The 26,373-nt window shown below is 38.3% G+C and carries 22 protein-coding genes; 14 read left to right on the forward strand and 8 right to left on the reverse strand.

Annotated elements, in window-relative coordinates; all coding sequences use genetic code 11:
- Positions 1-2,691: amidohydrolase (locus ASU31_RS20620; RefSeq protein ID WP_245224577.1), on the reverse strand; the 2,691-nt coding region annotated here is incomplete at its 3' end.
- Positions 2,692-2,763: 72 nt separating this feature from the next.
- Between ASU31_RS20620 and ASU31_RS20625 the strand changes: the two genes are divergently transcribed.
- From ASU31_RS20625 to rplT, 10 genes are all read left to right on the forward strand, one after another.
- Positions 2,764-4,656, forward strand: coding sequence for a RecQ family ATP-dependent DNA helicase (locus ASU31_RS20625; protein WP_057934165.1), 1,893 nt, complete (start codon positions 2,764-2,766; stop codon positions 4,654-4,656).
- A 130-nt stretch (positions 4,657-4,786) separates the two neighbouring features.
- The gene (locus ASU31_RS20630; RefSeq protein WP_057934166.1) at positions 4,787-6,094 is read left to right on the forward strand and encodes an MFS transporter; all 1,308 of its coding nucleotides are present in this window, start codon (positions 4,787-4,789) and stop codon (positions 6,092-6,094) included.
- A gap of 22 nt (positions 6,095-6,116) precedes the next feature.
- Positions 6,117-6,854 carry a (Fe-S)-binding protein gene (locus ASU31_RS20635; RefSeq protein ID WP_057934167.1) on the forward strand — a complete coding sequence of 246 codons (738 nt, stop codon included), beginning with the start codon at positions 6,117-6,119 and terminating at the stop codon, positions 6,852-6,854.
- 522 nt (positions 6,855-7,376) lie between these two features.
- The gene (locus ASU31_RS20640) at positions 7,377-8,276 is read left to right on the forward strand and encodes a hypothetical protein (RefSeq protein ID WP_157258159.1); all 900 of its coding nucleotides are present in this window, start codon (positions 7,377-7,379) and stop codon (positions 8,274-8,276) included.
- 168 nt (positions 8,277-8,444) lie between these two features.
- Complete coding sequence (locus ASU31_RS20645) at positions 8,445-9,584, forward strand: acyltransferase family protein (RefSeq protein ID WP_342438655.1); 1,140 nt, start codon at positions 8,445-8,447, stop codon at positions 9,582-9,584.
- Positions 9,581-10,075, forward strand: coding sequence for a hypothetical protein (locus ASU31_RS20650; RefSeq protein ID WP_057934169.1), 495 nt, complete (start codon positions 9,581-9,583; stop codon positions 10,073-10,075). The genes ASU31_RS20645 and ASU31_RS20650 overlap by 4 nt, the downstream gene beginning before the upstream one ends.
- A gap of 115 nt (positions 10,076-10,190) precedes the next feature.
- The gene (gene thrS / locus ASU31_RS20655; RefSeq protein ID WP_057934170.1) at positions 10,191-12,116 is read left to right on the forward strand and encodes a threonine--tRNA ligase; all 1,926 of its coding nucleotides are present in this window, start codon (positions 10,191-10,193) and stop codon (positions 12,114-12,116) included.
- A 16-nt stretch (positions 12,117-12,132) separates the two neighbouring features.
- Entirely contained in the window at positions 12,133-12,702 is a 570-nt protein-coding gene (gene infC / locus ASU31_RS20660) for a translation initiation factor IF-3 (RefSeq protein WP_051691975.1), read from the forward strand.
- A gap of 29 nt (positions 12,703-12,731) precedes the next feature.
- Entirely contained in the window at positions 12,732-12,932 is a 201-nt protein-coding gene (rpmI, locus tag ASU31_RS20665; RefSeq protein WP_029279105.1) for a 50S ribosomal protein L35, read from the forward strand.
- Between the two features lie 75 nt (positions 12,933-13,007).
- The gene (gene rplT, locus ASU31_RS20670) at positions 13,008-13,352 is read left to right on the forward strand and encodes a 50S ribosomal protein L20 (protein WP_025144714.1); all 345 of its coding nucleotides are present in this window, start codon (positions 13,008-13,010) and stop codon (positions 13,350-13,352) included.
- Positions 13,353-13,435: 83 nt separating this feature from the next.
- Here rplT and ASU31_RS20675 read toward each other — a convergent pair whose 3' ends face one another.
- The 4 genes from ASU31_RS20675 to ASU31_RS20690 all read right to left on the reverse strand — a co-directional run bounded on the left by ASU31_RS20675 (position 13,436) and on the right by ASU31_RS20690 (position 18,187).
- The gene (locus ASU31_RS20675; RefSeq protein ID WP_057934171.1) at positions 13,436-15,049 is read right to left on the reverse strand and encodes a discoidin domain-containing protein; all 1,614 of its coding nucleotides are present in this window, start codon (positions 15,047-15,049) and stop codon (positions 13,436-13,438) included.
- Positions 15,050-15,618: 569 nt separating this feature from the next.
- Positions 15,619-15,948 carry a YegP family protein gene (locus ASU31_RS20680; protein ID WP_057934172.1) on the reverse strand — a complete coding sequence of 110 codons (330 nt, stop codon included), beginning with the start codon at positions 15,946-15,948 and terminating at the stop codon, positions 15,619-15,621.
- A gap of 120 nt (positions 15,949-16,068) precedes the next feature.
- Complete coding sequence (locus ASU31_RS20685) at positions 16,069-17,520, reverse strand: DUF294 nucleotidyltransferase-like domain-containing protein (protein ID WP_057934173.1); 1,452 nt, start codon at positions 17,518-17,520, stop codon at positions 16,069-16,071.
- Positions 17,510-18,187 (reverse strand): 3'-5' exonuclease, encoded by a 678-nt coding sequence (locus tag ASU31_RS20690; RefSeq protein ID WP_057934174.1) that lies wholly within the window; start codon positions 18,185-18,187, stop codon positions 17,510-17,512. Before ASU31_RS20690 ends, ASU31_RS20685 begins: the two co-directional genes overlap by 11 nt.
- A 250-nt stretch (positions 18,188-18,437) precedes the next feature.
- Between ASU31_RS20690 and ASU31_RS20695 the strand changes: the two genes are divergently transcribed.
- Both ASU31_RS20695 and ASU31_RS20700 read left to right on the forward strand, forming a co-directional pair.
- Complete coding sequence (locus tag ASU31_RS20695) at positions 18,438-19,727, forward strand: M16 family metallopeptidase (RefSeq protein WP_245224578.1); 1,290 nt, start codon at positions 18,438-18,440, stop codon at positions 19,725-19,727.
- Between the two features lie 11 nt (positions 19,728-19,738).
- Entirely contained in the window at positions 19,739-21,022 is a 1,284-nt protein-coding gene (locus ASU31_RS20700; protein ID WP_057934176.1) for a M16 family metallopeptidase, read from the forward strand.
- A gap of 109 nt (positions 21,023-21,131) precedes the next feature.
- Here ASU31_RS20700 and ASU31_RS20705 read toward each other — a convergent pair whose 3' ends face one another.
- From ASU31_RS20705 to ASU31_RS20715, 3 genes are read right to left on the reverse strand one after another with little or no spacing between them, the layout of a single operon-like run.
- Positions 21,132-21,869 carry an MIP/aquaporin family protein gene (locus ASU31_RS20705; RefSeq protein ID WP_057934177.1) on the reverse strand — a complete coding sequence of 246 codons (738 nt, stop codon included), beginning with the start codon at positions 21,867-21,869 and terminating at the stop codon, positions 21,132-21,134.
- Between the two features lie 34 nt (positions 21,870-21,903).
- On the reverse strand, positions 21,904-23,394 hold the full coding sequence (glpK, locus tag ASU31_RS20710) for a glycerol kinase GlpK (RefSeq protein ID WP_057934178.1): 1,491 nt from the start codon (positions 23,392-23,394) through the stop codon (positions 21,904-21,906).
- A gap of 14 nt (positions 23,395-23,408) precedes the next feature.
- Positions 23,409-25,001 (reverse strand): glycerol-3-phosphate dehydrogenase/oxidase, encoded by a 1,593-nt coding sequence (locus ASU31_RS20715; RefSeq protein ID WP_057934179.1) that lies wholly within the window; start codon positions 24,999-25,001, stop codon positions 23,409-23,411.
- A 158-nt stretch (positions 25,002-25,159) separates the two neighbouring features.
- Between ASU31_RS20715 and ASU31_RS20720 the strand changes: the two genes are divergently transcribed.
- On the forward strand, positions 25,160-25,924 hold the full coding sequence (locus tag ASU31_RS20720; RefSeq protein ID WP_057934180.1) for a DeoR/GlpR family DNA-binding transcription regulator: 765 nt from the start codon (positions 25,160-25,162) through the stop codon (positions 25,922-25,924).
- Between the two features lie 44 nt (positions 25,925-25,968).
- Positions 25,969-26,358 (forward strand): response regulator transcription factor, encoded by a 390-nt coding sequence (locus ASU31_RS20725; protein ID WP_057934181.1) that lies wholly within the window; start codon positions 25,969-25,971, stop codon positions 26,356-26,358.
- Positions 26,359-26,373 lie beyond the last annotated feature (15 nt).

Consider the following 26,373-nt stretch of genomic DNA (forward strand, 5'->3'; position numbering starts at 1 on the left):
GTTCTCCCAAACATTGGTTCTGTCGTACCAGTAATTTTCGCCCCATTGGCCGCCGTATGCTACAATTAAAGTGGGTGTATAGGCCACGTCAGTATTGTTCCAAAGTGTGGTAACATCTTTATAAACCGGTATAACAGGAATACTATGTTCTATTCCGGTATGCCCATCGGCAACCATATTCATGTTGGTGAAAAAAGTAGAGCCACCTTCAGGTACAACTTCCATATTCAACTGTCGGGCTGCTTCTAAAATTTGCTGACGTTGCTCTCTGCGTGGTTGATTGTAGGATTTAACTGAAAATGCGCCAACTGCCTTTAACCTGCGCAGATTAGCCAAAGCATCATCTAAGCTATTAATCACCACTTTAAAATCTCCGTCAGCTCCATATAAAATAGATCCTGTTGAATAAACCCTTGGACCAATCATTCTACCTGCCTTAAGCATTTCGCTTTGGCTAAAAACCATTTCGGTATTGCTCGATGGATCGTGTGACGTAGTTACACCAAATGCCAAATTAGCCATATAACTCCAATCGCTCTGTGGTGTTATTCCATCGGGACTGGTACGCAAGTGTGCATGAACGTCAACAATGCCTGGCATAATGGTTTTGCCATTTACATCAATTACTTTAGCGTTAGCTGGAATAGTCACCGCATCTGCTTTTCCTATTGCAGTAATTTTATTTCCGTCGGTAATGATGGTTCCGTTTTCAATTACTTCGTCGCCTTTCATCGAGATAATCCTTGCGCCTTTTAGTGCCACTATTCCATTGGGTATGTCAGACTTTAATACCAAATTGATGTCGATAGAAGAGGCTTCAGTTTTAGGTGTAGTTCCATCAAAGTTGAAAGCATTATTTACATCAACGGTAAAATATTTCGGTCCTAACGTCCAATGCAGGCTTTTACTATCGGCGCTCCATTGAATATATGTTCCGCCATCTGTAGTCACTTTTGTAACCGGAATGGCTTTATTACCTGCCGATGCATCCTGTGCGGTACCAATATTAATCATTGGTGTGATGTACACGTTAAATAATTCGTTAAATGCCACCCATTTATTATCCGGACTGATAACAAACTGATTTGCATATTGAGAAGTAAAGTGTGTTCTTTCGTTCGCTCCGTTTAAATCGATACTTTTTAACGCTTTTTTGCCATCAGCATAACTCTGGAAATAAATGCGGGTATCGGTATTGTTAAATTGCGGGCGGATTCCATTATCTAAAATCAACGTTTTTGCACCACCATTTGCTGGCATCATAAAAATACCTGTCCCGCGGCCATAGTTATAACCTAAAACATCGTTACCACTTCCTTTTCTGAAAACGATTTTATCACCTTTTGTTGAGTATTGGGGAGAATAATAAAAACCTTTTTCATCAGTTAGCATAATGGTTTTTCCTGATTTTACATCCGTACGCTTTATTGCTCCGCGTAATTCATCACTCCAGGTGGTATAAACAATATATTTCCCATCAGGACTAAAGGCGGGTTCAAATTCGAAATCTAATCCATTGGTTAACCTTTCTGGTGTTCCTGCTGGCAATTCTTGTTTGTATAAGTATCCTGCAGCATTAAAAACAATTATTTTTCCATCAGGCGAAGTAGTTAATTGTCTTAACATTTTGGCCGAAAACTCATTGCTGAAAACCTGTTGCTCAAAATGTAATGCCTTCTGAACGGTTTGAATCGTATTCGCCTGAAAAGGAATAGTGCTGTTGATCAATGTACCAATTTCTGTTTTTCTGATTTTTCCTTTTGCATAGAAAACGATGCTTTTACTGTCTGGAGTCCAGGCAAAATTTGGATAAACACCAAAAATAGCCCAGGTTTCCTGTTGATCGTGTGATAAATCTTCGTTTACAGGCCATTCTTCACCAGTCTTCAGGTTCTGGACATATAAAGTAGATTTTAACCTTACACGTTTTACAAAAGCTATTAAATTTCCATCTGGAGAAACCTGCGGGCGGCAGGCACCACCTTGCTCATTAATTAATGTGCTTAGTTTTCCTGTTGTTAAATCCAGTTGACGAATGGCATAAATGGTTCCGTTAGGATCTTTACTATATTCGAAATTAGGCCCTGGGCTTACATCTTCACTAAAGTAAACATATTTGCCATCTGGCGAAACGTTAGGTTCGCCTGCATCCTGCTGGTCGTTTTTACGTTTGGTTAACTGCACACCATCTCCGCCGTTTATACTATACATCCACATTTCGCCAGCGCCTAAGGAGCGGCCAGCAGTAAAGTGTTTTCTGGCCACCAGGTATTCGCTATTTGGCATCCAGGTGGCATTATTCAATAACCTGAAACTCTCTTTGGTAACCTGTTTTTTGCCGGAACCATCACGGTTCATAATCCATATGTTATCTCCACCGCTTTTATCGCTGGTGTAAGAAATGTATTTTCCGTTAGGACTAAAACGGGGTTGAACATCCCAGGCAGTACCGCCACTAATTAGTTTTGCAACTCCACCGCTAATTGGCATCACGTAGATATCGCCAAGTAGATCAAAAGCAATTTCCTGTCCATCAGCACTTACATCAAGGTTCATCCAGGTGCCTTCATCAGTATTTAAAGTGAAGTTTTTTGTTGTGCCCTGGTATTTTTCGATATCCCATTTCTTCTCTTGGGCGTTGGAACTGAAAAATAATAGGGAAAGAGCGGATAGAAAATAGAGATGTTTCATCAAATTTTTGATTAATTGTGGCGCAATTTAGCAATATCAACAGCTTTTTTATAGTTTTGATACCGCCGATTTATGACAGCAATAGAGATTTTACAAAAATATTGGGGACATCAAGCTTTTAGGCCTTTACAGGAAGATATTATTTCCTCGGTTTTGGAAGGAAAAGACAGTTTAGCCTTACTACCTACAGGGGGAGGTAAATCGATCTGTTTTCAGGTTCCCGCTTTGGTTAAGGAAGGGATTTGTATTGTTGTTTCACCGTTAATTGCCCTGATGAAGGATCAGGTAGAGAACCTGAAATCGAAAGGGATTGAAGCCATTGCCATTTATGCAGGGATGGGCAAACGTGAAATCGATATCTCGCTGGATAACTGTATTTATGGAAAAATCAAATTCCTTTATCTATCCCCGGAGCGTTTATTGTCTGATTTAGTGCGTGTTCGAATTTCGTACATGAACGTAAATTTAATTGCTGTAGATGAAGCGCATTGCATTTCGCAATGGGGTTACGATTTTCGTCCGCCATACCAACAAATCGCCAAACTCCGCGAAATCCTTCCAGATGTTCCGGTTTTGGCACTTACTGCATCTGCTACTGAGTTTGTGCGGAAAGATATTGTAGAGAAGCTTGAAATGAAAGACCCACAGGTTTTTGTTAAAAGTTTTGCGAGAGATAATTTAAGCTATGTGGTTTTCGGCAATGAAGATAAATACAAAAAGCTGATCGATATTTGCCAGAAGGTAAAAGGCACAGGTTTAGTTTATGTACGTAACCGCAGGGAAACCGCCGAGGTTGCTAATTTTATCAATAGGAATCAGATTAAATCCGATTTTTACCATGCCGGATTAGAACGGGATGTACGTTTCTTAAAACAAGAAGAGTGGAAAAATAACAAAACCCGGATTATGGTGGCTACAAATGCTTTCGGGATGGGGATTGATAAGGCAGATGTTCGTTTTGTGGTGCATTTAGATTTGCCCGAAAGTTTAGAAGCATATTATCAGGAAGCAGGTAGGGCAGGACGTGATGAAAAACGAAGTTATGCGGTTCTTCTAGCTAATCAATCTGACATTCTGGGCTTAGAATCCAGGTATCTCGATAGTTTTCCTACTCCAGACGAGATCAGAAAGACCTATCACTACCTCGGCAATTATTTTCAATTGGCATTTGGTGCAGGCGAAGGTTTAACTTTTACTTTTGATATAGCTGATTTCTGCAAACGTTTTAATATTAGTGTTTTAAAAACAATTTCTGCTTTGAAGTTTTTAGAACACGATGGCTACCTCACCTTATCAGAAAGTGTTTTTCTACCTTCGAGGATGATGTTTATCGCCAGTCATGAAGATATTTACCGTTTCCAGATTGAAAACAAAGCTTACGATGGTATTATAAAGACCATCCTGCGTTCGCATGGTGGCGCTTTCGACGGTTTTGTTAAGATTAATGAAGCCGATTTAGCTAAGAAAACAGGATTGTCGTATAAAGAAATTATCGCACTGCTTAATAAATTGCAGACCATCGAGTTACTTACTTACACCCAGCAAACCGATCAGCCGCAATTGCAATACATTAGACCGAGGGTTGATATGGATCATTTTGATCTGGATGTGAAATACCTGGAGCTGAGAAAGGAAATCTTACACAAACAGATCAACGCGGTGGTGGCTTATGCTTCATCAAATTTGTGCAGGAGTATTCAGCTACTTCATTATTTCGACGAACATCATGCTACAAAATGTGGTGTATGCGATGTTTGTCTGGCTGAAAAAAGAGCCGAAAATCAGAGTCAGATGGAAGAGGAAATTGAATTTGAGATCGTTTCTTTACTGCAACAACAACCTTTAAGTCTTGATGATCTGGTTACAAATATTAAAAATGGCGCAGAAGCCGAAAGGATTGATGCCATAAGAGAATTATTAGATGCAGGTAAGATTAAAACTGATGGGAAGAAGTATTATATTTAAATGTGAGATTTGAGATTTGAGATTTGAGATTTGAGAAAATGCCAATCAAGTTACCAATAAAATATTAGTTTTGTAGTCAATCAGTACAATCCAAAAATCTGTGTAATCATCCGCGAAGCGAAAAAACTAAATGATAGCAAAAAACAATAAGAAAACCATCCGTTCGTGGGCATTCTTCGATTGGGCAAACTCTGCCTATAACCTGGTCATCACTTCTACAATTTTTCCAGCTTATTATACTATTATTACCACTACTAAAGAGCATGGTGATAAAGTGGAGTTCTTTGGCCGGACCTTTGTAAATACCTCGCTTTCCAATTATGCCCTATCATTTGCTTATCTGATTATGGCCTTTGCTTTGCCAATGCTTTCATCCATTGCGGATAGAAGGGGAAATAAGAAGTCGTTTATGAAATTCTTTACCTATGTGGGTGGAGCGGCCTGTATCGGTTTATATTTCTTTAAATTAGATACGCTCGAAATGAGTATCATTTTGTTTGCATTAGCAGCAATGGGTTATATCGGTGGAGTATTGTTCAGTAATTCGTACCTGCCAGAAATCGCGACAGAAGAACATCAGGACCGCGTGAGTGCACAGGGTTTTTCGTATGGGTACATTGGCTCAGTTTTACTTCAACTGATTTGTTTCCTGTTTGTGCTAAAACCGGAATGGTTTGGTATTACTGATGCTTCATTTCCGCCAAGGTTATCTTTTTTATTAGTTGGCGTATGGTGGATAGGTTTCTCACAGATTCCTTTTTCAGCACTTCCGAACGGAACACCTCAGCACGATAAAGTAAAAACGAATATCCTTAAAGATGGCTTTAGCGAATTATCGAAAGTTTGGGCGCAGGTTAAACAAATGAGGGTTTTAAAAGGATTTTTAGTTTCTTTCTTTTTCTACTCTATGGGCGTACAAACCATTATGCTTGCTGCTGCTGGTTTCGCTGAAAAAACGTTAAAACTAGGGACGGCAAAACTTATTGCGGTGATATTGATCATCCAGCTTGTGGCTATTCCTGGTGCCATGCTCATGTCGTATTTAGCTAAAAAAATAGGGAATATAAACGTATTGATTATGGTAGTTGTAGTATGGATAGGCTGTTGTGTTTTTGGTTATTACATCACTAGCGAATACCAGTTTTATTCGTTGGCGGCCATTGTAGGCTTAATTATGGGCGGAATTCAATCTCTATCACGCTCTACCTATTCTAAATATTTACCGGTTGATACAAAAGATAGCACCTCATTTTTCAGTTTTTATGATGTAACAGAAAAACTGGCTATTGTAATCGGTCTTTTCAGTTTTGCTTACATTGAAGATTTAACCGGAAATATTCGCTACTCTATTATCGCTTTGGCATCATTTTTTATTGTTGGATTAGTTCTTTTAGTGCTTCTAAGAAAAAACGAACATAAAGAATCGCTAAAATTGTAAGTTTGCAGTCGTTAAGAATATTATGAAAGTAGAATTATTTGTGCCTTGTTTTGTAGATCAGCTCTATCCAGAAACCGCTTTTAATACTTTAAGGTTATTAGAAAAATCGGGATGTGAGGTAACCTACAATTCAAAACAAACCTGTTGTGGGCAACCTGCGTATAATGCAGGTTATTGGGATGAGGCAAAGGAAGTAGGTACAAAATTTTTGAACGATTTTACCGAAAATACCTACGTGGTGGCACCGTCGGCATCATGCGTAGGCATGGTGAAAGGTGGGTTTAACGATCTGTTTACCAATACTATTGTGCACAACAAATGCCGGAGTTTGCAATCGAATATATGGGAGCTTTCTGATTTTCTGGTAAACGTAGCCAAAAGAGATTATTTCGGAGCCGAGTTAGAAGGAAAAGCTGTTTACCACGATTCGTGTAGCGCCTTACGCGAATGTAAAATCAAAGATGAACCTCGCCAGTTGCTTTCGAAAGTACACGGTTTGGAAATGATCGAAATGGAAGATACCGATATGTGCTGTGGCTTTGGCGGAACTTTCGCGGTTAAATTCGATGCTATTTCATCTGCAATGGCAGAGCAGAAAGTTAATCATGCGCTCGCACAACAGGCAGATTACATCATTTCGACCGATTTATCGTGTCTTTTACACCTTCAAGGGTATATTGAGAAAAATAATCTGCCTATTAAAACTATGCACATTGCCGACGTGCTTTGTAATGGCTGGCTAGAAAGTACAGAATATTAACCCCCAGCCCCTAAGGGGGGAAGCATGAGATACTAAACCTATCAGGTTTTCGAAACCTGATAGGTTTGAATCTTATTCCATGGTCTGTGTCCTCACAGATCATCATTGTCATAGTCGAAAATTTCGGTCTGTGAGGACACAGACCGAGGAGAGTGACAGGACAGCTAAATGCATAAATGTCCCGAATTAAATCTGCGAGGTTTTCTTTTAAAAGAACCACAGTTTTTTGTTAAATAAACCTGACCGCCAGCGTTATCCCGATTTAATGATCAATTTAAAATTAAACGGTCCATTCTATCGGGATTAAGCAGAGGGCAGGACTACCGTAACCTAAGAACCACTGCAATTGCTTTTCAAAAAAAAAATCAATTGTAAAGAATAAATTACATCTGCCTTTAAAGACTCATTAAGCCAATCCACTATTGATTTTAACACAATTTAACACGTTTTACATTACAATCTACAATATCTTTGTTAAACCTTTTTAAGGCTTTCTTATCTAACAGACAAAACAAAATCGTAATGAAAAAAATAATCTTCGCTTTACTGGGAGTTTTATCAATTGCATCAATTGCAGATGCGCAGCAGAAAAAAACTTCAGGAGCCATACAATTTGAAAATATTATCGACCCGGCAGCTATGGCTTCGGCAAGTGGTATCCAGCTAACCGATCAGATGAAAGCCAGAATGCCCTCATCTAGCAAAAGCAACTTCGAGTTGTTATTTACAGCTACAAATGCAAGTTATATGCCAGTTGAAGAAACTGAAGACAGTAACGGAGCAGGTGGTGGCGGTGGCGGCATGGGTCGTATGATGATGCGTTTTGGTGGTGGCGGTGGTAACAGAGAATACTACTATACCTTTGCAGATAAAGGACTTACTGAGGTTTTCGATCTGAACGATACCACTTATTACATGCCGAGTAAATTAACTTTATCTACTTCTGGACCGATAGGTTCTATGAGAGTAGGCGGTAGAAATCCTAATGATACGACTACAGCAAAACCAGCTCCGGCACCAACAATCGAAGTGGTTAAAACAGATTCTACTAAACAGATTATCGGTTTTACCTGTCACCAGGCGATTATAAGATCTACAAGGGCTATCAAAATCTTGGATATGGATAAAAACGTAGTAGAAGAAACCAAAATCTGGTATACAAAAGATTTAGGCTTCGATTTTTCTCCGAACCCCAATATGTGGACAGAAGGTGCAGTTTTAGCGATCGAAGGCAGAGGTAATAGCTCAATTGCCAAAAGCATCGAGTATAGAAATGTGAGCGCAAAAGATGTAACTGCGCCTAAAAAGGCAAAACTGATCACTCCTGAAGAGTATAAAACTAAAATGGAGAACATGATGAAACGTTTTAGGCAGAACAGACCTGGAGGCGGTGGTCAGATCAGATCATTTGGTATGAATTAATTCAGTTCGTTGCCAGACATCCGAAGTTTGGACACAGGCCAATGCCCAAACTTCGGATGTCTTTACATAAATTACCACCATAATAATTCTATCAGCCCTGAAAGTATAGGCATTCAGGGCTTTTTTGTATCATTTTTGAAAAGGTTGGCTTTAGTTTTTGCATCTAAATTGAGAATAACTATTATTGGGGTTAAATCTAACCTAGCCAAAGTGATTACAGCCGAGAACAAAACAAATTTATTAGCAAGCAAACAGCATTTTGAAATTTTAGATGGATTAAGGGGCGTAGCGGCCATTGTGGTGGTAATTTATCACTTTATGGAAATCGCTGTTACCGATTACAATAAGAATTTTCTTTCGCATGGTTTCCTTGCAGTCGATTTCTTTTTCTGTTTATCCGGCTTTGTAATTGCCTATGCTTACGATAGTCGTGCACCACATATCGGGATTACGCAGTTCTTTAAATTAAGGCTTATCCGCTTGCACCCGCTGGTGGTTATTGGTTCTGTTTTAGGACTGATCACTTTTCTGATCGACCCATACAGCGATCTTTATGAGGTTTATGGATTAGGGAAAACCTTTCTTTTGTTTTTATCCTCAGCTTTTTTAATCCCTTATCCGGCAATGCCCGAGCGGTATACCAACTTATTCTGCTTAAATGCACCGGCCTGGTCGTTATTTTGGGAATATATTGCCAATATCTTTTACATTTTTATACTTTACCGCCTGGGTAAAAAATCACTGATTGCCCTAGTTGTTATAGGTGCGGTATGCCTTTGCTATGTAGCTGTTCGCGCTACCAACGTAGGCGGTGGCTGGGGAGGACAGAATTTCTGGGACGGTGGGGCGCGCGTGCTGTATTCTTTTACAGCCGGTATGCTGGTTTACCGTTTAAATTGGGTGATCAAGAATAAACTTGGCTTTTTAGGCATGATCATGCTTTTGCTTGCAGCCTTTTTAGTTCCTTTTAATGATCAATACAATTGGATTACTGAGCCGATGCTTGTGCTGTTTTACTTTCCACTTTTAGTGGCATTGGGAGCTGGTACAGCATTAAACTCATCGTTTAAAAAGATTTGTAATCTCTCAGGCGAAATATCATACCCACTTTATATGGTGCATTATCCATTTGTATGGATATTTTTAACCTATGTAGCCGAAGTTCAGCCACCAGCATCCTCACTTTGGGTGATTATCCCGGTTTCGGCACTGCTTTTAATCGTTTTCTCTTATATCGTAATGAGATTTGTAGATATTCCTTTACGTAAATACCTTAAACAAAAATTTTTAAACGATAACAGAATATGAAATCTTTAAAACCTGCTTTGCTTTTCCTTTCCTTAGTTCTGCTGTTTAGCTGCAGCTCATCAAATAATGATTATGCCTATAATGAAAAAGTAACTTCAATTTTTTTGCGGGAGATGAAACAGATCGATGAAACGGACAGTGTTTTTAAAGATACTTCGAAGGTATATGCAAAAGGTTTTCCTGATTCTATTTTACTATCCACAAAGGCAGAAAATCTGATCAACAATTCAAAAGTGGATCTTGTCAATATTGCTGATCTTAAACCGGGTAAAGAAGCTGTAAAATTTAACGAAGGTGTTATCGCATACCTAACTGCCATAAACGATTATGGAAAAACAGCACAAGAAATGCTGCAGGTAAAAACCACTGACGAAAAGAAAAAACTGCATGATCACCTTATGTTAAAGTATGAAAAACTGAATACTTACCCTGACAGTTTACTGGAAATACAGAAAGTATACCTGAATGAAGTGGGCTTGCAACCAAAGTAGAATTTCAAGTTTATCTATTCAATACGGTATAAAAACCGTATCTTTGCAGAAAATAGAATCACATTGTAAGTGATCTTTAAAACTTTTTTATTTAAAATTTAAATCATAGTTGTAGATGATTAACATTACTTTACCTGACGGTTCTGTCCGTCAGTATGAAAAGGGCACTTCTGCCCACCAAATTGCATTGTCAATTTCTGAGGGTTTAGCCCGTAACGTATTAGCCGCTGAGGTTAATGGCGAAGTTTGGGATTCAACAAGACCAATCGAGTCTGATTCATCAGTGAAATTATTGACCTGGAATGATACTGCCGGAAAATCGACTTTTTGGCATTCATCAGCTCACTTAATGGCTGAGGCTTTAGAAGCACTTTATCCTGGTACCAAATTTGGTATCGGCCCGGCAATTGAAACTGGTTTTTATTACGATGTAGACTTTGGCGACCGTGAATTTTCTTCAGACGATTTCAAAGCTATCGAAACCAAAATGATTGAGCTGGCTAAACAGAAGGAAACTTTTGTACGAGAAAGTGTGAGCAAAGCTGATGCGGTAAAATATTTTACTGAAAAAGGCGATGAGTATAAGCTGGATTTAATTGACGGCCTGGAAGATGGTAAAATTACCTTCTATACCCAGGGTTCATTTACCGATTTATGTCGTGGTCCACATATTCCGAATACTGGTTTTGTGAAAGCAGTAAAACTGATGAATGTGGCTGGCGCTTACTGGCGAGGTGATGAAACCAAAAAACAGTTAACCCGTATTTATGGTGTAACTTTTCCTAAGGCGAGCGAGCTTACCGAATATCTTTTAATGATAGAAGAAGCTAAAAAACGCGATCACCGTAAATTAGGGAAAGAGCTGGAGTTATTTGCTTTCTCAGAAAAAGTAGGAATGGGCTTGCCTTTATGGCTGCCTAAAGGAACTGCTTTGCGCGAGCGCTTGGTGAACTTTTTAACTAAAGCACAGGCTAAAGCAGGTTACGAGCAAGTAGTAACACCACATATCGGACACAAAAATTTATATGTAACCTCAGGTCACTGGGAGAAATACGGTAAAGATTCGTTCCAACCGATTAAAACGCCACAAGAAGGAGAGGAGTTTTTCTTAAAACCGATGAACTGCCCTCACCACTGTGAGATTTACAAAACAAAACCACGTTCTTACAAAGATCTTCCGGTTCGTTTTGCCGAGTTTGGCACGGTTTATCGTTACGAACAAAGTGGCGAATTACACGGTTTAACCCGCGTACGTGGCTTTACTCAAGATGATGCACACTTATTCTGTATGCCAGAACAGGTGAAAGAAGAATTTAAAAAAGTAATCGATTTAGTGCTTTATGTATTTAAATCATTAGGTTTTGATAATTATACTGCTCAGGTTTCATTAAGAGACCCGGAGAATAAATCGAAATATATTGGTTCTGACGAAAATTGGAGGCTATCTGAAAATGCCATTATCGAAGCAGCTGCAGAAAAAGGCTTAAATACTGTTGTAGAATATGGCGAAGCCGCTTTCTATGGTCCTAAGCTCGATTTTATGGTGAAAGATGCTTTAGGTAGAAAATGGCAGTTAGGTACTATTCAGGTTGATTATAATCTGCCGGAGCGTTTCGAATTGGAATACACCGGTAGCGATAACCAGAAACACAGACCAGTAATGATCCACCGTGCACCATTTGGTTCATTAGAAAGATTTATTGCTGTTTTGATCGAACATTGTGCCGGAAACTTCCCATTATGGTTAAGTCCGGAGCAATTTATTGTTCTTCCGATTTCAGAAAAATATGAAGAATATGCAAAAAAAGTTTTAGATGAACTAAATAATTCCGATATTCGCGGGCTGATTGACTTTCGTGATGAGAAAATCGGTCGCAAAATACGCGATTCGGAAGTTAAAAAGATCCCATACATGCTCATTATCGGTGATAAAGAAATGGCAGAAGGAAAAGTTTCTGTCCGTAAACATGGTGAGGGAGATTTAGGCGAAATGACGTTGGAAGAGTTCAACAATTTATTAAGAAAAGAAATAACAGTTTAAATTAAATAGTACAAATTTGGCATTAGGAAGACCAGGATTTAACAGGGGACCACGTCCGCCTTTTAAGAAAAAAGAAGCAGAGCATAACATTAATCAGTATATTAAATCGCCCGAAGTGCGTTTAGCTGGCGATAATGTTGAACCAGGGATTTATCCTTTGGCAAAAGCTTTGGCACTTGCTGATGAACTGGAATTGGATTTGGTAGAAATATCTCCAAATGCCGTACCACCAGTTTGTAGAATTATTGATTACAGTAAATTTGTTTACGAGCAAAAGAAAAAGCAGAAAGAAATTAAAGCTAATGCGAAACAAACTGTAATTAAGGAGATCCGTTTTGGTCCTAACACCAACGATCACGATTTCCAGTTTAAATTGAAGCATGCAGTAAGCTTTTTAGAGAACGGTGAGAAAGTTAGAGCTTACGTGCATTTTAAAGGTAGAGCAATTGTTTACAAAGAGCAGGGAGAAATTTTATTATTAAAATTCGCCCAGGCTTTAGAAGATGTAGGAAAAGTAGAGTTGTTACCTAAGTTAGAAGGTAAACGTATGTTCCTAACAGTTGCGCCTAAAGTAGCAAAAAAATAAAAATAGGTTTATAAATTAAAAAACAGGTTATGCCAAAAATGAAAACCAATTCCAGTGCTAAAAAGCGTTTTTCGCTTACTGGAACAGGTAAAATCAAAAGAAACAACGCATACAAAAGTCACATCTTAACAAAGATGAGTACTAAACGTAAACGTGCCTTAGGTCAAGCAAGTATCGTATCTGATGCTGATATGGGTAACGTTAAACGTATGCTTTGTATCGGAAAGTAATTTATTAATTCACCAGGTATCAGGCTTTAAGTTTCCGGTTAAACGGAACGCCGCTTGCCAAAAAACAACAACAACATGCCACGTTCGGTAAACGCAGTAGCTTCGAGAAGAAGAAGAAAAAAAATCCTTAATCTAGCCAAAGGCTATTGGGGAGCAAGAAGTAAGGTTTATACTGTTGCTAAAAACACAGTAGAAAAAGGTTTGCAATATGCATACCGTGACCGTAAAGTTAAGAAAAGAGAATTCCGCGGATTATGGATCCAACGTATTAATGCAGGTGCTCGTCAGCACGGTATTTCTTACTCTCAATTAATTGGTAAACTAGCTTCTAAAGAAATCGGTTTAAACCGTAAAGTATTGGCTGATTTAGCAATGAATCACCCAGAAGCTTTCAAAGCTGTAATTGATGCAGTAAAATAGAAATTTTCGCTTAAGCGATAATCATATTTAAAAAGGTCCCGATTTACATCGGGACCTTTTTTTGTTGTTTGGTTTTTGAAGATCTAGTACAATCCTAATTCTGCTAAGCTGGCAAACTGTAGGCCATCCTGAGCTGAATTTAAAATAACTTTAAAATATTGGAATGTTTTAGCGCTACCAAAATCAAAGTACTGTGCACCACTTACATTTTGGGCCACATAGTTATTAACCGAAGTAAAGTTTACGCCATCTGTGCTGGTGAGCAGTTCAAAGTTTTTCACAGCCCTGCTTAAACCGCTTCTTTGTGTTAAACTTAAACCACTTGCCGTTTTTGAAGCGCCCAAATTGATCACTATAGTATGCGGGTAGCTTGTGGCCGAGCTGCTCCAACGCGAATGCCAGTATGTGCTTGCACTGTTGTCAATCAATTTGCTGGCCCTACCGTTTATAGCACCTTCTCCACTGGTTTCTTCAGAACTAAATGAAGCAATACTCCAGCCTGTTTTGTTTAACTCATTTTTGGTTGAGAAGTTGAGTACAGGTAAACCTCCTGAAAAAGTATAGGCATAAATCTGTTCGGTTACAGTTCCATTGTCGTGTACCAATTTAACTTTCAGTTCGTATGGAATACCATCAGCTTTTTCCTGCAGATCGGCAATTGGCATTACAACTCTAAAACTATCTGTACCTATTTTCTTCGATTCCCAGGTAATGGCATTATAATCTTTATTTACACCAGTACCCTCGTTATTTACATTGGGATCATTATAATATAAAATGCTGGTTACATTACCGGTTGAAGTAAATTTTCCGGATACCACTATAGAAGCTAAAGTGCTGGAATAGCTGGTGTATATTTTATTAATGCTGCTGGTTACCGAACCGTAGTAGGTACTGGCGTTATTATTGAAAACCTGATTGGCATTTAAAATAGCTGCGTCTGCAGCGGTTAAAAACGTAGGGCTTTTTCCTAAAGTTCCATTACCGGCCCACATTAAGGCCATACCCAAAGTTGAGTTTTCAGAAACTTTTTGCCTATTGTGCGGTAGATTTAATCCATGACCAAGCTCATGTACCATACCACCAAACCAAACACTAAAGCGATTGCCAACGGTAGTGCTTAAGCCAAGATTTGCAATGTCCATTTCTTCATAATCCAGGGCATAACACCATCTGCCGGTACCATAAAACGGACCTCCGCTTGGTGTGCCATTCGAACCGATAGAATACCTTGGAATAATGATCAAAGTATGATCACTGGTTTTATCTGCCGGGTGTGCAGCAAAGTAAGCGTTTACTTCGCTTGCAACTGCCCCGCTACCTCCGGAGTATGGATAACTCGCTTTCGGCAACGTTCCTCTAATGGTTAAGATTTTTACATTTCCTGTGCCATCATCGGCAAGGCCAAATGTTTTATTGCCATAACCATTGCGATTCATTTCTTGTTTGTACCAATCTTGTGTCCATAATAAAAGATCGCTTAATCTTTTTCTGTAACCCGCAAGGGTATCGAGATCGTTAGGTACAAAATACACAATATTTACATTGCGGCTTTGGGTAATGATGTTGGTTGTAGCCAGTTTTTTGTTAATAGAGAAGGTTTTTCCCTCTTGTTGTAATACTTCGGCCTTTTTACAAGATAGGGCGAACAGGCAGGCACAGAATAGCCCTGTTAAAAGTAGACTGTTTTTTTTCATAAGATAATTTTAGGTTTAGGGTTGATAATATTTGGAATTGGTTGTTGTTGCTTTTTTATATGCTGCACTCAGCCTCTTTACCTAATCTTGTCGATTTTAATGCGAAGATTATATCACCATAATTTGCCAGTCTTGGCCACTGTTCCAAACCTTAAAAAGAGCGTATTGTAAATAGATTTTTACCTTATCTGGATTTAAGTTACAAACAAACTTATACAGTAAGCTGAATTAAAACCGCGCAAACGTTTGTGTGGGATGAAATGTAATAAGCTTGAATGGTGTAGTAGAAGTGCAGTTTGGTTAGGTTTTACAGCTATTTGATTGGTTACTTAAAATAACCTTAGGATTTATGAAGCGCAAACGTTTGTTCGGCTTGTATTAAGCAATAGGTGTCTGAGTAAGTTTGTGTTTACAGTTGGCGATAGCTGTAAGGGTAAGATTAGGCATAGCAAATTACTGTAGGTTAATTGCTTTATGCTGTACAGCAGAATTTTTACGCTGAGTTGTAAAGTGGGGGAAGGGGCATGAAAAGCGACCTGATGCGGAAATCTCGGGTCGCTGTATATTTTTTAACTCTGATCGTCAGTACTTGCATCCGGAGCATTCTTTTGAACCGATTCGATGCCATTATCTCTAGCTGCTGTACTTTCGTACATTTCGCTGGAGCCGATAATCTGACCATTTGTAGCCTTTAAACTAAAATGGTACTTGCCGTTAGACGATGTCTTTTTCTCAAATTTGGAATCATCCTGTGCATTTTTTTTAACAGATTCGATTCCATTTTCGCAGCTCGATTTAGCTGAATAGCCTTCGCTGGTTAAAATGGTCTGGCCATTACTGGCTTTTAGATTAAACTGGAATTCTCCGTTTGATCTTTTAGTAATTACAAATTTTCCCATAGCTCTGATTTTAATTTAGTAATTGGTTAGTATTTTAACTTATAAAAAGTAGGTATTATTCCTAAAGTTATTAAAGTTTGCAACGAATTACAATAAGCAGGCAAGAGAATTAATGGTAATTTAACCCAGACTATTGGTGAATTTCATCCGGATACCGCTTTGAAAGTTCTGGATGATTTTGAAAATTTCGATTAATGTTACTTTTTCAATTTTGGTTAAACTATCAATTTCGATAAAGTTGTTGGGTGCAGCCTGATCATTGATAATCAGATTCGCCTGATGTTTCAATCTCAAGCCCATCAAATAATAATAAGACTGCGAAAGTTCGTTAAACTGCTCTTCGCTAAAGACACCAAGTTCTCTTAAGGCCTTTAAACGTTCACCCGTATTCTCTTTTTGGAAAATCCTGTTCTGTAAAGCATAAACCCTTGCCAGATCTACAATAGGGGTCATGGCTGTTTTAATATCGAATACTTCTTTTTTATGGATTTTTTGCGTTCTTATATTTCTAAAATAGGTGAGTGGCGGCTCATAGAGTAAGGCATTTTTGGCCAGGTACACATAGAATTTTTCGATAGGTTTCTGCAGTTCTTCATCAACAAAAGACCGTAAACTTTCCATAATGCTTAAATCGCCATAAATGGCCCTGCAATCGAAAAATGCAGCAAATTTTACGGCAGCTTCTGGTAAAGCTTCTTCTATCCAGTTTTTATAATTGTACTTCCAGTGCGATAGCGAATGTGTCCAGTTTGGATTGGTAGCCATATAGTCACCATCACAGTATACAAAACCAACAAAATTTAATTTATCCGAAACCTGGGTAGCCATATCTAGAAAATAAGAACGTACGGCAGCTCTTTTATCTTCTCCGGTATCTTCGTAAATAATGGCATTATCCTGATCAGTTTTTAGGCTAAGCTCTTTTCTCCCTTCGCTTCCCAAAACCATAAATACAAATTTTGCAGGTGGCGGACCTAATTTGGCAATTACCTCTTCAATAATTTTAAATGAAATGGTATCGGCAATAGTAGTTACCACTTCGTTTACAATTTTCGAATGCACGCCTCTAGCTAATAATTGCGATACAATACCTGGTACTTTCTGCCATTTTAATTTTAAATCGCCGGTATTTACAGCAGATTTTACTGATTGGATAAAAACTAATGGAGATTCTGCCTGCTCACTTAAAAGGCGGTTCCTGCTTAAAAAGCCAACATAATTACCATTATCGTTTACCAATAAATAGCGCGACTTTTTGCTGAACATCATCAATATCGCCTCATACACATAAGCATCTGGCGTTATGGTAACAATATTAGTATCCATAACTTCGTCAATCGGCAAATTTGGACTCAATTGCTTGGCAATGACATTATCCCTTAAAGTAATATCGGTTACGAAACCCAGATAAACATCCTGATCATTTTTGATAAAGAGGCAACTGGTTTTCTGTTCTGACATTTTAATTGCAGCCTCGAAAATTGGTGTGCCCGGGCTGCAACTCACTATCTTTTTGAATGTAATGTCTCCAATACGGGCAGTATAAATTTGATCGGCTAGTTTATCTTCCATAGAAAAATCCCCGTAAAATTCTTTTAAATGAAAATTCTTTTGTCTTTTTCTTTTCCAGGTTAAAAGTATGCTCCTGATGGTAGGCTGAAGTTAAGGTAATTTTGCCTGTTTTTAAAAGATGAAAGAAAATCTTTGCCGTATTCAGTGTATCAGATAAAGCATTGTGCGTATTTTCGGGTGCTTCATTAAATAAAATGGTATAAAATTTATCCAGCTTTAAATGACTGATTACCGTATTGGTGATGTAAGGTGCACTTGCCTTCATCGTACAGAAAAAAGCCAGGTTTTTAAATATATTTTCCTTTCCGATGCGATATAATTCAACATTCACCATATGATAATCAAGCTCAATAAAATGTCCGATCACTAAAGGCTTGTATTTTTCTATATCTTCAGAAAACTGCAACATTACTTTTTCTTTGTTTTCGCCATGTGTATGCAGATATTCAGGGGTAATTTTGTGAATTTTTAAGGCTGCTTTATCAATGATGAAATCTGTGTTTTTGATATAATGATTCTCGCGCTTAATTTCCTGATAAGATTGATCATAAATAATCCAGGCAATTTGGACAATATGAGGCCAGTTCTTCTCTTTAGAATAAGGCGCCGTCCAATTTTTAGGCAGACCTGAAGTTTCGGTATCAACAACGAGGAAGTATTCTTGCAATTTTAAAATGGTTAGCGTATAAGATTGAACTATTTCAAAGGTAATTATTTAACAATATAAACTGTAATTATTCATATATCCTTTAATAAAGACGATTGTTAAATAAAGTGTTTTTTATTTGTTAAAGTGAAAGATTAACACTTATTTGGTGCCAAAATTTAATTAAAATATGCGCTCTCTATTATTTAGCTCCTTAGCCTGTATATTGTGCCTTAGTTCTGCTTTTGGTCAGGAAAAGCTCGGAGAAAACATGCATTTCAAAAAACTTGATAACGGTTTAGAAGTGCTGGTGGTTGTAGACCGGACAGTGCCGCTGGTTACCATCGAAATGGCCTGCAGAAATGGTTCTTTTACCGAAACCGCTGAATTTAACGGCTTAAGTCATCTCTACGAACATTTATTCTTTAAGGCTAACAAAGATTATCCCGATTTCGAACGTTTAAATTCGAGAATGAACGATCTGGATATCAATTCGAATGCTACTACCCGTGAAGAAGTAGTAAATTATTTTTTTACGCTTCCTGCTGCTAATTTAAAACCCGGATTAAGTTTAATGAATTCCTCTATCCGTTATCCAAAATTCATAAAAGAAGATATGGCTTTGGAAAATGAAGTGGTAAATGCTGAATTTACAAGGCACGAATCGAGTCCGATATTTGCTTTGATAGAGGCCAATTCGCGACATATGTGGGGCGCAAATTATTCCCGTAAAAACGTAATCGGTAGCCATGAAGTAATTTTATCGGCGACTCCATCAAAAATGGATTCCATTAAAAATAAATATTACTGGCCAAATAATTCTGTTCTGGTAATTGCTGGCGATGTTAAAGTTGACGAAGCTTTTAGTTATGTGAATTCAGTTTTTGGAAGCTGGAAACGATCGCCAGTTGATCCTTTTGTGAAATGGCCAATCCCTGAGTTTAAACCGCTTCAAAAAAACGATTATTATTTTGTAGAATCGAATAAAAGCCCTGTTCCATTTATGCTGTTTAGCTGGCATGGTCCAGATACCAGGAACGATATTCCAGCCACTTATGCTGCTGATGTTTTTTCTTTCATCGTGAATCAAAACGGTTCTAAAATGAAACAGGCGCTTATTAATTCAGGGTTAGCCCAACAGGCAGATGTGAATTATTATACGCAAAAATATACCGGCCCAATTAGTTTAATGGTGAGTCCTAATCCGGCAAAAATAAATGAATGTTACCAGGAGGTGCTGAAGCAAATTTCGCTTTGGGCCAATGAAGATTATTTGTCTGATCTGCAGATTGAAAGAGCCAAAAGGTTATTATCTATAGAACAGGTAGAAAGGAGAGAGGTTACTTCTGATTATGCACATCTACTTTCCTTCTGGTGGGCTTCAGCATCGATTGATTATTATACGCACTATGAAGAAAATGTAAATAAAGTAACAAGAAAGGATTTACTCGATTATGTACGCAAGTATATTAAAGATAAACCTTATTGCGCTGGCATTATGATGGATAAAGCAGGTATGAATGAAGTGAAGCCAGAAACATTTTTTAAATCACCCAAATAACCTAACGCTCGATGAAAAGATTCATATTTTTTATAAACTTTATCTTAGTTTTTCATATTGCCAACGCGCAAACCAAAGCCATTTCATTTGATGTAAATGGTTTAAAGGTGATTTTAAAATCTACCCAGAAGGAAACAGTTAGTATGAGCATGTTTTTTAGAGGTGGTGTAATGAATTACAACGCTGAAAGAGCTGGAATTGAAAACCTGGCTTTGGCATCTGCTGCTACCTGTGGTACTAAAAATTACAGTGTTGTTGATTATCAGGAGTTGGCTGATGAATACGGGATTGATATTTCTGGTTCATCTACAACTGATTATGGTACAATTAACATGGATTGCATTTCTAAGTATCTTGATCAGGGCTGGAAGCTTTTTTCGGATGCTGTAATTAATCCGGCTTTCGATAAAACAGAGTTTCAAACAACTAAAGAACGTATGATTACCGGTATTTATCATAGTCAATCTGATCCTGAAACAAGAATTGAGCAATTGAGTATGGAAAGCATGTTTAAAGATTCGCCTTACAGTGTTAATCCTTTAGGCACAAGTAAAACTTTAGGCGGTTTTACCGCTGAGATGGTTAGCAATTATTACCATAACGAATTATTGAACAAGAATAAAATGTTTTTGGTAGTAGCTGGAAACATCACAAAAGAAGAACTGGAAAAGAAAATTCAGGCTTCTTTTAGTACCCTTAAAGGAAAAGCTTACGCACCACCAGTTTACGATCGTAAAACTTTAACAGGTGAGCATCTGGTAATCGAACAAAGAGACATTGCGACGAATTACATGAGTTGTATTATGAATGCTCCAACCATGACAAACGCCGATTATTATGCTTTTGTGCTAGCAATTAATGCATTAAGTGGCAGTATGAATTATGAACTGAGAACTAAACTGGGTTTATCATATGCGCCAGGAGCAATCGTTAAAATACAACAGATTCCATATACCTCTATGTTTGTAAGTACCACTCAACCTAAAAAAGCTTTTAAAGCGATGATTACGGTATATAACAATATTAAAGAAGGAAAGTACGGTGAACGTTACCTTGAGGCATTAAAAAAAGAGCATCGCGATAGATACTACAGGCATCAGGAAAGCGCAAGTTCGATTGTGAAAGATTTAGGCGAAGCTGAAGTGCTTGGCGATTATAGTATCACCGAGAATATGGTAGCCAATTTTAACAAGGTAAGCTTGCAGAACATGAAAGATTCTTTCGGAAAATATTTGAAAGGTGCCATTTGGATATACTTAGGCGATGAACAGGTAGGCAGAGCGGCTTTTCAGTAGCTCTTTTGGTCGTCATTTCGAGCGAAGTGCAACGCAGCCGAGAAATCTGTTAGATAGATCTCTCCATTTCGCAGCGCTTCAGTCGAGATGACGACTTTTTCTATTTGCATTATTTACTAATCAACAAAAAGGCCACAGCAGCTAATACTGAGCCAATTATCGGTCCAACAATTGGTACCCAGGCATAACCCCAGTCGCTACTTCCTTTTCCTTTCATTGGGATTAAAAAGTGAATAATCCGGGGGCCCAAATCTCTTGCGGGATTAACAGCATATCCGGTTGTTCCTCCTAAAGCCAAACCAATTACCCATACTAAAAAAGCTACCGGGATGGCCCCCATTGAACCTAAGCCAATTGGGGTAACCGTTTCTTTAGTACCCATACTGGCATCAGTAAAATAAAAGATCACAAAGATTAAAACGAAAGTGCCTATAATTTCTGACACCAAATTTGACGACATATTTCTGATGGCTGGAGCGGTTGCAAACGGAGCAGCTTTTAAACCTTGATCATCTGTGGCATCGAAATGATCTTTGTAAATAAGCCAGACCAGGAAAGACCCTGTCATTGCACCAGCCAGTTGTGCAATAATATAAAACGGAACCAATGCCCAGCTAAAGCCTTTTCCGATGGCTAGTCCGAGGGTTACAATTGGATTTAAGTGAGCCCCACTGTAGGGCCCGGCAACAACAACTCCTACAAATACGGCAAGTGCCCAAGCAGTTGTAATTACAATCCAACCACTATTGTTGCCTTTAGTACCTTTAAGTACTACGTTAGCCACTACACCATTTCCTAAAAGAATCATTAGTGCAGTACCAATAAATTCTGCGAGATATACATTCATATAATTAAATTCTTATCCGATTAAAATTGTTCAATTAGTCTTCTGCATTTACCCTGGCCGCCTTTATTGCTCTATTCCAGCCCTTTATTCTTTCCGTATTATCAATTCCCTTCTCAGCAACAAAAGTCTTGTTGATTTTCCATTGCGAACGGATCTGATCTATACTTTTCCAGAAACCAGTGGCTAATCCGGCAAGGTATGCAGCACCAATAGCAGTAACTTCGGTTACATCTGGTCTGATTACTTTACAGTTTAATAGATCGGCCTGAAACTGCATCAGTAAATCATTAGCGGTGGCACCACCATCTACTCTTAATTCGGCAATATTTACGCCTGCATCTGCTTCCATGGCTTTCAAAACATCCATGGTTTGGTAGGCAATGCTTTCTAAGGCCGCCCTTGCAATATGCGATTTGTTTGTACCGCGGGTTAATCCTGTTATGGTGCCACGAGCATGTTGGTCCCAATGTGGAGCACCTAAACCTGCAAAAGCAGGAACAACATAAACCCCATCGGTATCTTTTACTTTTTTAGCTAAGGTTTCTACGTCTGCCGATTTAGAAATGAGCCCCATTTCATCGCGAAGCCATTGTACCACCGCGCCGCCAATAAAAATACTCCCTTCTAAAGCGTAATTTACCTCACCATTAATCTGCCAGGCAATAGTGGTTAATAGATTATTGGCTGATATTTTTGGTTTCGACCCGATATTCATCAGCATAAAACAGCCAGTACCATAGGTGTTTTTTACCATGCCGATTTCGGTGCACATTTGCCCGAATAAAGCAGATTGCTGATCGCCGGCTATACCTGCAATAGGAATTTTTGCTGCCAGTATGCGTCCTGCGGTTTCACCATACACTTCGCTTGATGATTTTACTTCTGGCAGCATGGCTTTCGGTATCGAAAAAAGTTCAAGCAATTCGTCGTCCCAGCTTAAGGTGTGGATGTTGTAAAGCATCGTTCTTGATGCATTGCTTACATCGGTTACATGTTTTTCGCCAGCCGTTAATTTCCAGATTAACCAGGTATCGATGGTTCCGAAGGCAAGTTTTCCGGCTTCAGCTTTTTCCCTTGCCCCGGCAACATTTTCTAAGATCCACCTGGCCTTAGTAGCAGAGAAATAAGAATCTATAATCAGTCCTGTTTTTTCCTGTATTTTATTGGCCAGTCCTTGTGCTTTAATTTCATCGCAATAGGCAGAAGTGCGCCTGTCTTGCCATACAATCGCGTTGTAAATCGGTTGTCCGGTTTCTTTATCCCAAACCACGGTGGTTTCGCGCTGATTGGTAATGCCAATAGAATCGATATCGCCAACGGTTAAACCTGCTTTAACAATCACTTCTGTTACGACTGCTAGCTGTGTCGACCAGATTTCCATTGGATCGTGCTCTACCCAGCCTGCTTTTGGATAAATCTGTGTGAATTCTCGTTGTGCAATGGCAACAATTTCGCCATTGTGATTAAAAATAATTGCTCTCGAACTTGTGGTTCCCTGATCGATAGACAAGATGTATTTACTCATAATTAGGAATTTGGTTAGTTGGCTAAAGCCGATTCGGTTATTTTAGGTGTAGAATGATAAATATAACCATCGGCTAATTTATTAAAAGTTTCGATTTGGTTAATTTCCCAGTTTTTATCAGCAGATAATTCTTTGGCCAGGAGCGAAGCTACTCTAGGTGCCATATCTTTGGCTGCCTGTGCGTTAATAAAAAGTATCCTTAGTCTTCTGCTTAAAATATCTTCTACTGTTTCGGCCATTTCGTTTCGTGCAGACCAAAGCACTTCGGCTTCTGTATAAGGAAATGCAGGATGTAATTTATTGCCAAGACTTGGATCTTGTACAATTAAAGCTTCAATTTTACTGCGATCCGATCCATAGATAGCCAAATGACTATCCGTAGCAGTGGTTAAACTACCATGTATGCTTAAATTTTGGGTTACGCATGCTTTCGATTCTAAACCAGCATGCGTGATGGCTAAATTAACCGTTTCTTCTGCCATTCGGCGATAGGTGGTCCATTTACCACCGGTAATGGTAATTAATCCTTTTGCAGAAACAATAAGTTTATGGTCTCTGCTAATTTCTTTTGTACTATTTCCATCTCCGTTGGTAGGGGCGGCCAAGGGGCGTAAACCTGAGAATACACTTAAGATATCTTTTTCCATGGGTTTGCGGTTAAAATAACTCGCCGCTGTACTCATAATAAAATCTACCTCTTCTTTTAATGCTCTGGGTTCTAAACTATGTTCGTTTAACGGAGTGTCTGTTGTGCCCACTAGTAAATGTTCGTGCCATGGAACGGCAAATAAAACACGGCCATCAGAAGTTTTTGGTATCATTAAGGCCGATTCGCTGTTTAAAAAGCTTTTATCTAGCACCACATGTACACCCTGGCTAGGGCGTACCATTTTTTTTGAGTTCGGGTTATTCATTTGCAGGATATCATCCACAAACACGCCTGTAGCATTAATTATTATTTTGCCAATATATTTAGCCGTTATGCCAGTTATGGTATCTTCTGTTTCAATGCCTGTAACTGCGTCGCCACTCTTTAATAAGCCGGTTACCTTTGTATAGTTCAATAATGAGGCGCCGTTTTCAATAGCAGTTTGTGCAATGTTTACCGCTAAACGGGCGTCATCAAACTTTCCATCATAATATCTGATGCTTCCTTTTAATCCCTTTTCTTTAATGCCAGGCATCATGGCTAAGGTTTCTTTTTTAGAGAAAAACTTAGATTTGCCGAAGCTATATTTGCCTGCTAACCAATCGTAAAGTGTAAGTCCGGTTAAATATTTTATAACAGAGAACCAATCGTAGCAGGGAATCAGAAATTCTTCTTTATTTACCAGATGTTTTGCGTTTTGTTGTAATAGCCCACGTTCTTTTAAGGCATGTTTAACTAAACCGATATCTCCTTGTGCAAGGTAGCGAACACCACCATGCACCAGTTTAGTACTCCGGCTAGACGTTCCTTTAGCAAAATCAGATTGTTCTACCAATAAAGTTTTAAAGCCCCTGCTTGCAGCATCCAATGCAGTGCCTAAACCTGTGGCACCTCCGCCAATAATGATGAAGTCCCAATTTATGTTTTCTGTTAGATGATGCGGGTGTAATCTTTTCATTTAGATTTGTAAAAATAATAAAACGAAACAATACGCAATTATAAGAAATCATAATCGAAATAATATAATATGTGTGTTAAAAATTTATTAAATATTTGTGTAAAATATTTTAAAGAATGTTTTTATTGTTAATTTGCAGCACGCTAATTAAATATACTATGATGAATTTGGCTGAGAGGCACCAGTTTATATTAAGTCGCCTGCAACGTGATCAATACATAAATGTAGTCGATTTATGTAAGGAGTTGAAAGTTTCGTCTGTAACAATAAGAAAGGACTTAAAACTACTTGAGGATAAAAGCTTATTGTTTAGGACTCATGGTGGGGCTACCGTAAATAACCCATACACGGTAGACCGTCCGGTTAATGAGAAAGAGAAAATACAATCTACAGAAAAGAACAAAATAGGTATTGCTGCTGCTGCATTGCTAAATGATAACGATTCTATCGTTATTGCATCAGGTACTACAGTACTTTATTTTGCCAAGAATATTGTTCCCGCAACAAATTTAACCGTTGTAACTTCTGCACTAAATGTAGCGCTCGAATTAATGCGCGAACCTAGTATCGAAGTGATACAGTTAGGCGGATTGCTTAGGAAAAGTTCTTCATCGGTAATGGGTGCTTATGCAGAACAGGTTTTGCAGGATTTTTATTTTAATAAACTATTTCTAGGTGTTGACGGGATTGATCTTGATTTTGGATTAACCACTACTAATGCCATGGAAGCACATTTAAACCGCAAAATGATTGGCGCATCGCAAAAAACGATTGTACTTGCCGATTCTACCAAATTTGGGAAAAGAGGCTTTGGAAAGATATGTGGATTAGAAGAAATTGATCATATTATTACCGATAAAGGAATTTCTGAACAAATTGTTAAACATTTAGAGAGTTTAGGTGTTACTGTTACTATCGTATAGCGCATTCCACGCGAACGGTATAATCCAAACATTATAATTTGAACATGGAAAGAAAACGAATACACATTTTAGAGGATGATCAGGAGATCAGAAACGTTATTGAAATTCTATTAAAAGATGAGGGTTTCGAATTGCAGCTTTCATCATCATTTGCTGAGTTAAAGAAAAATATCCAGGATGCAATGCCTGATCTTTTTTTACTTGATGTAATGTTACCAGATGGCAACGGAGCAGAAATTTGTGAAGATTTAAAAACTGATATTTTTACTAAACACATCCCAATTATTGTAATGTCTGCACAGAATAATAGCGAACAAAAGGCTATTGATGCATTTGCTGATGATTATATCAGTAAACCTTTTGATATTTATGATGTTTTGGAGCGTATTAATGCGCAGCTGAAAAGAAGTGCAGAAAATAGAACTAAAGTTTAATTATAGCTATGCTAA

Origin of the sequence: Pedobacter ginsenosidimutans (genome assembly GCF_001442625.1) — a bacterium.
Lineage (GTDB): Bacteria > Bacteroidota > Bacteroidia > Sphingobacteriales > Sphingobacteriaceae > Pedobacter > Pedobacter ginsenosidimutans.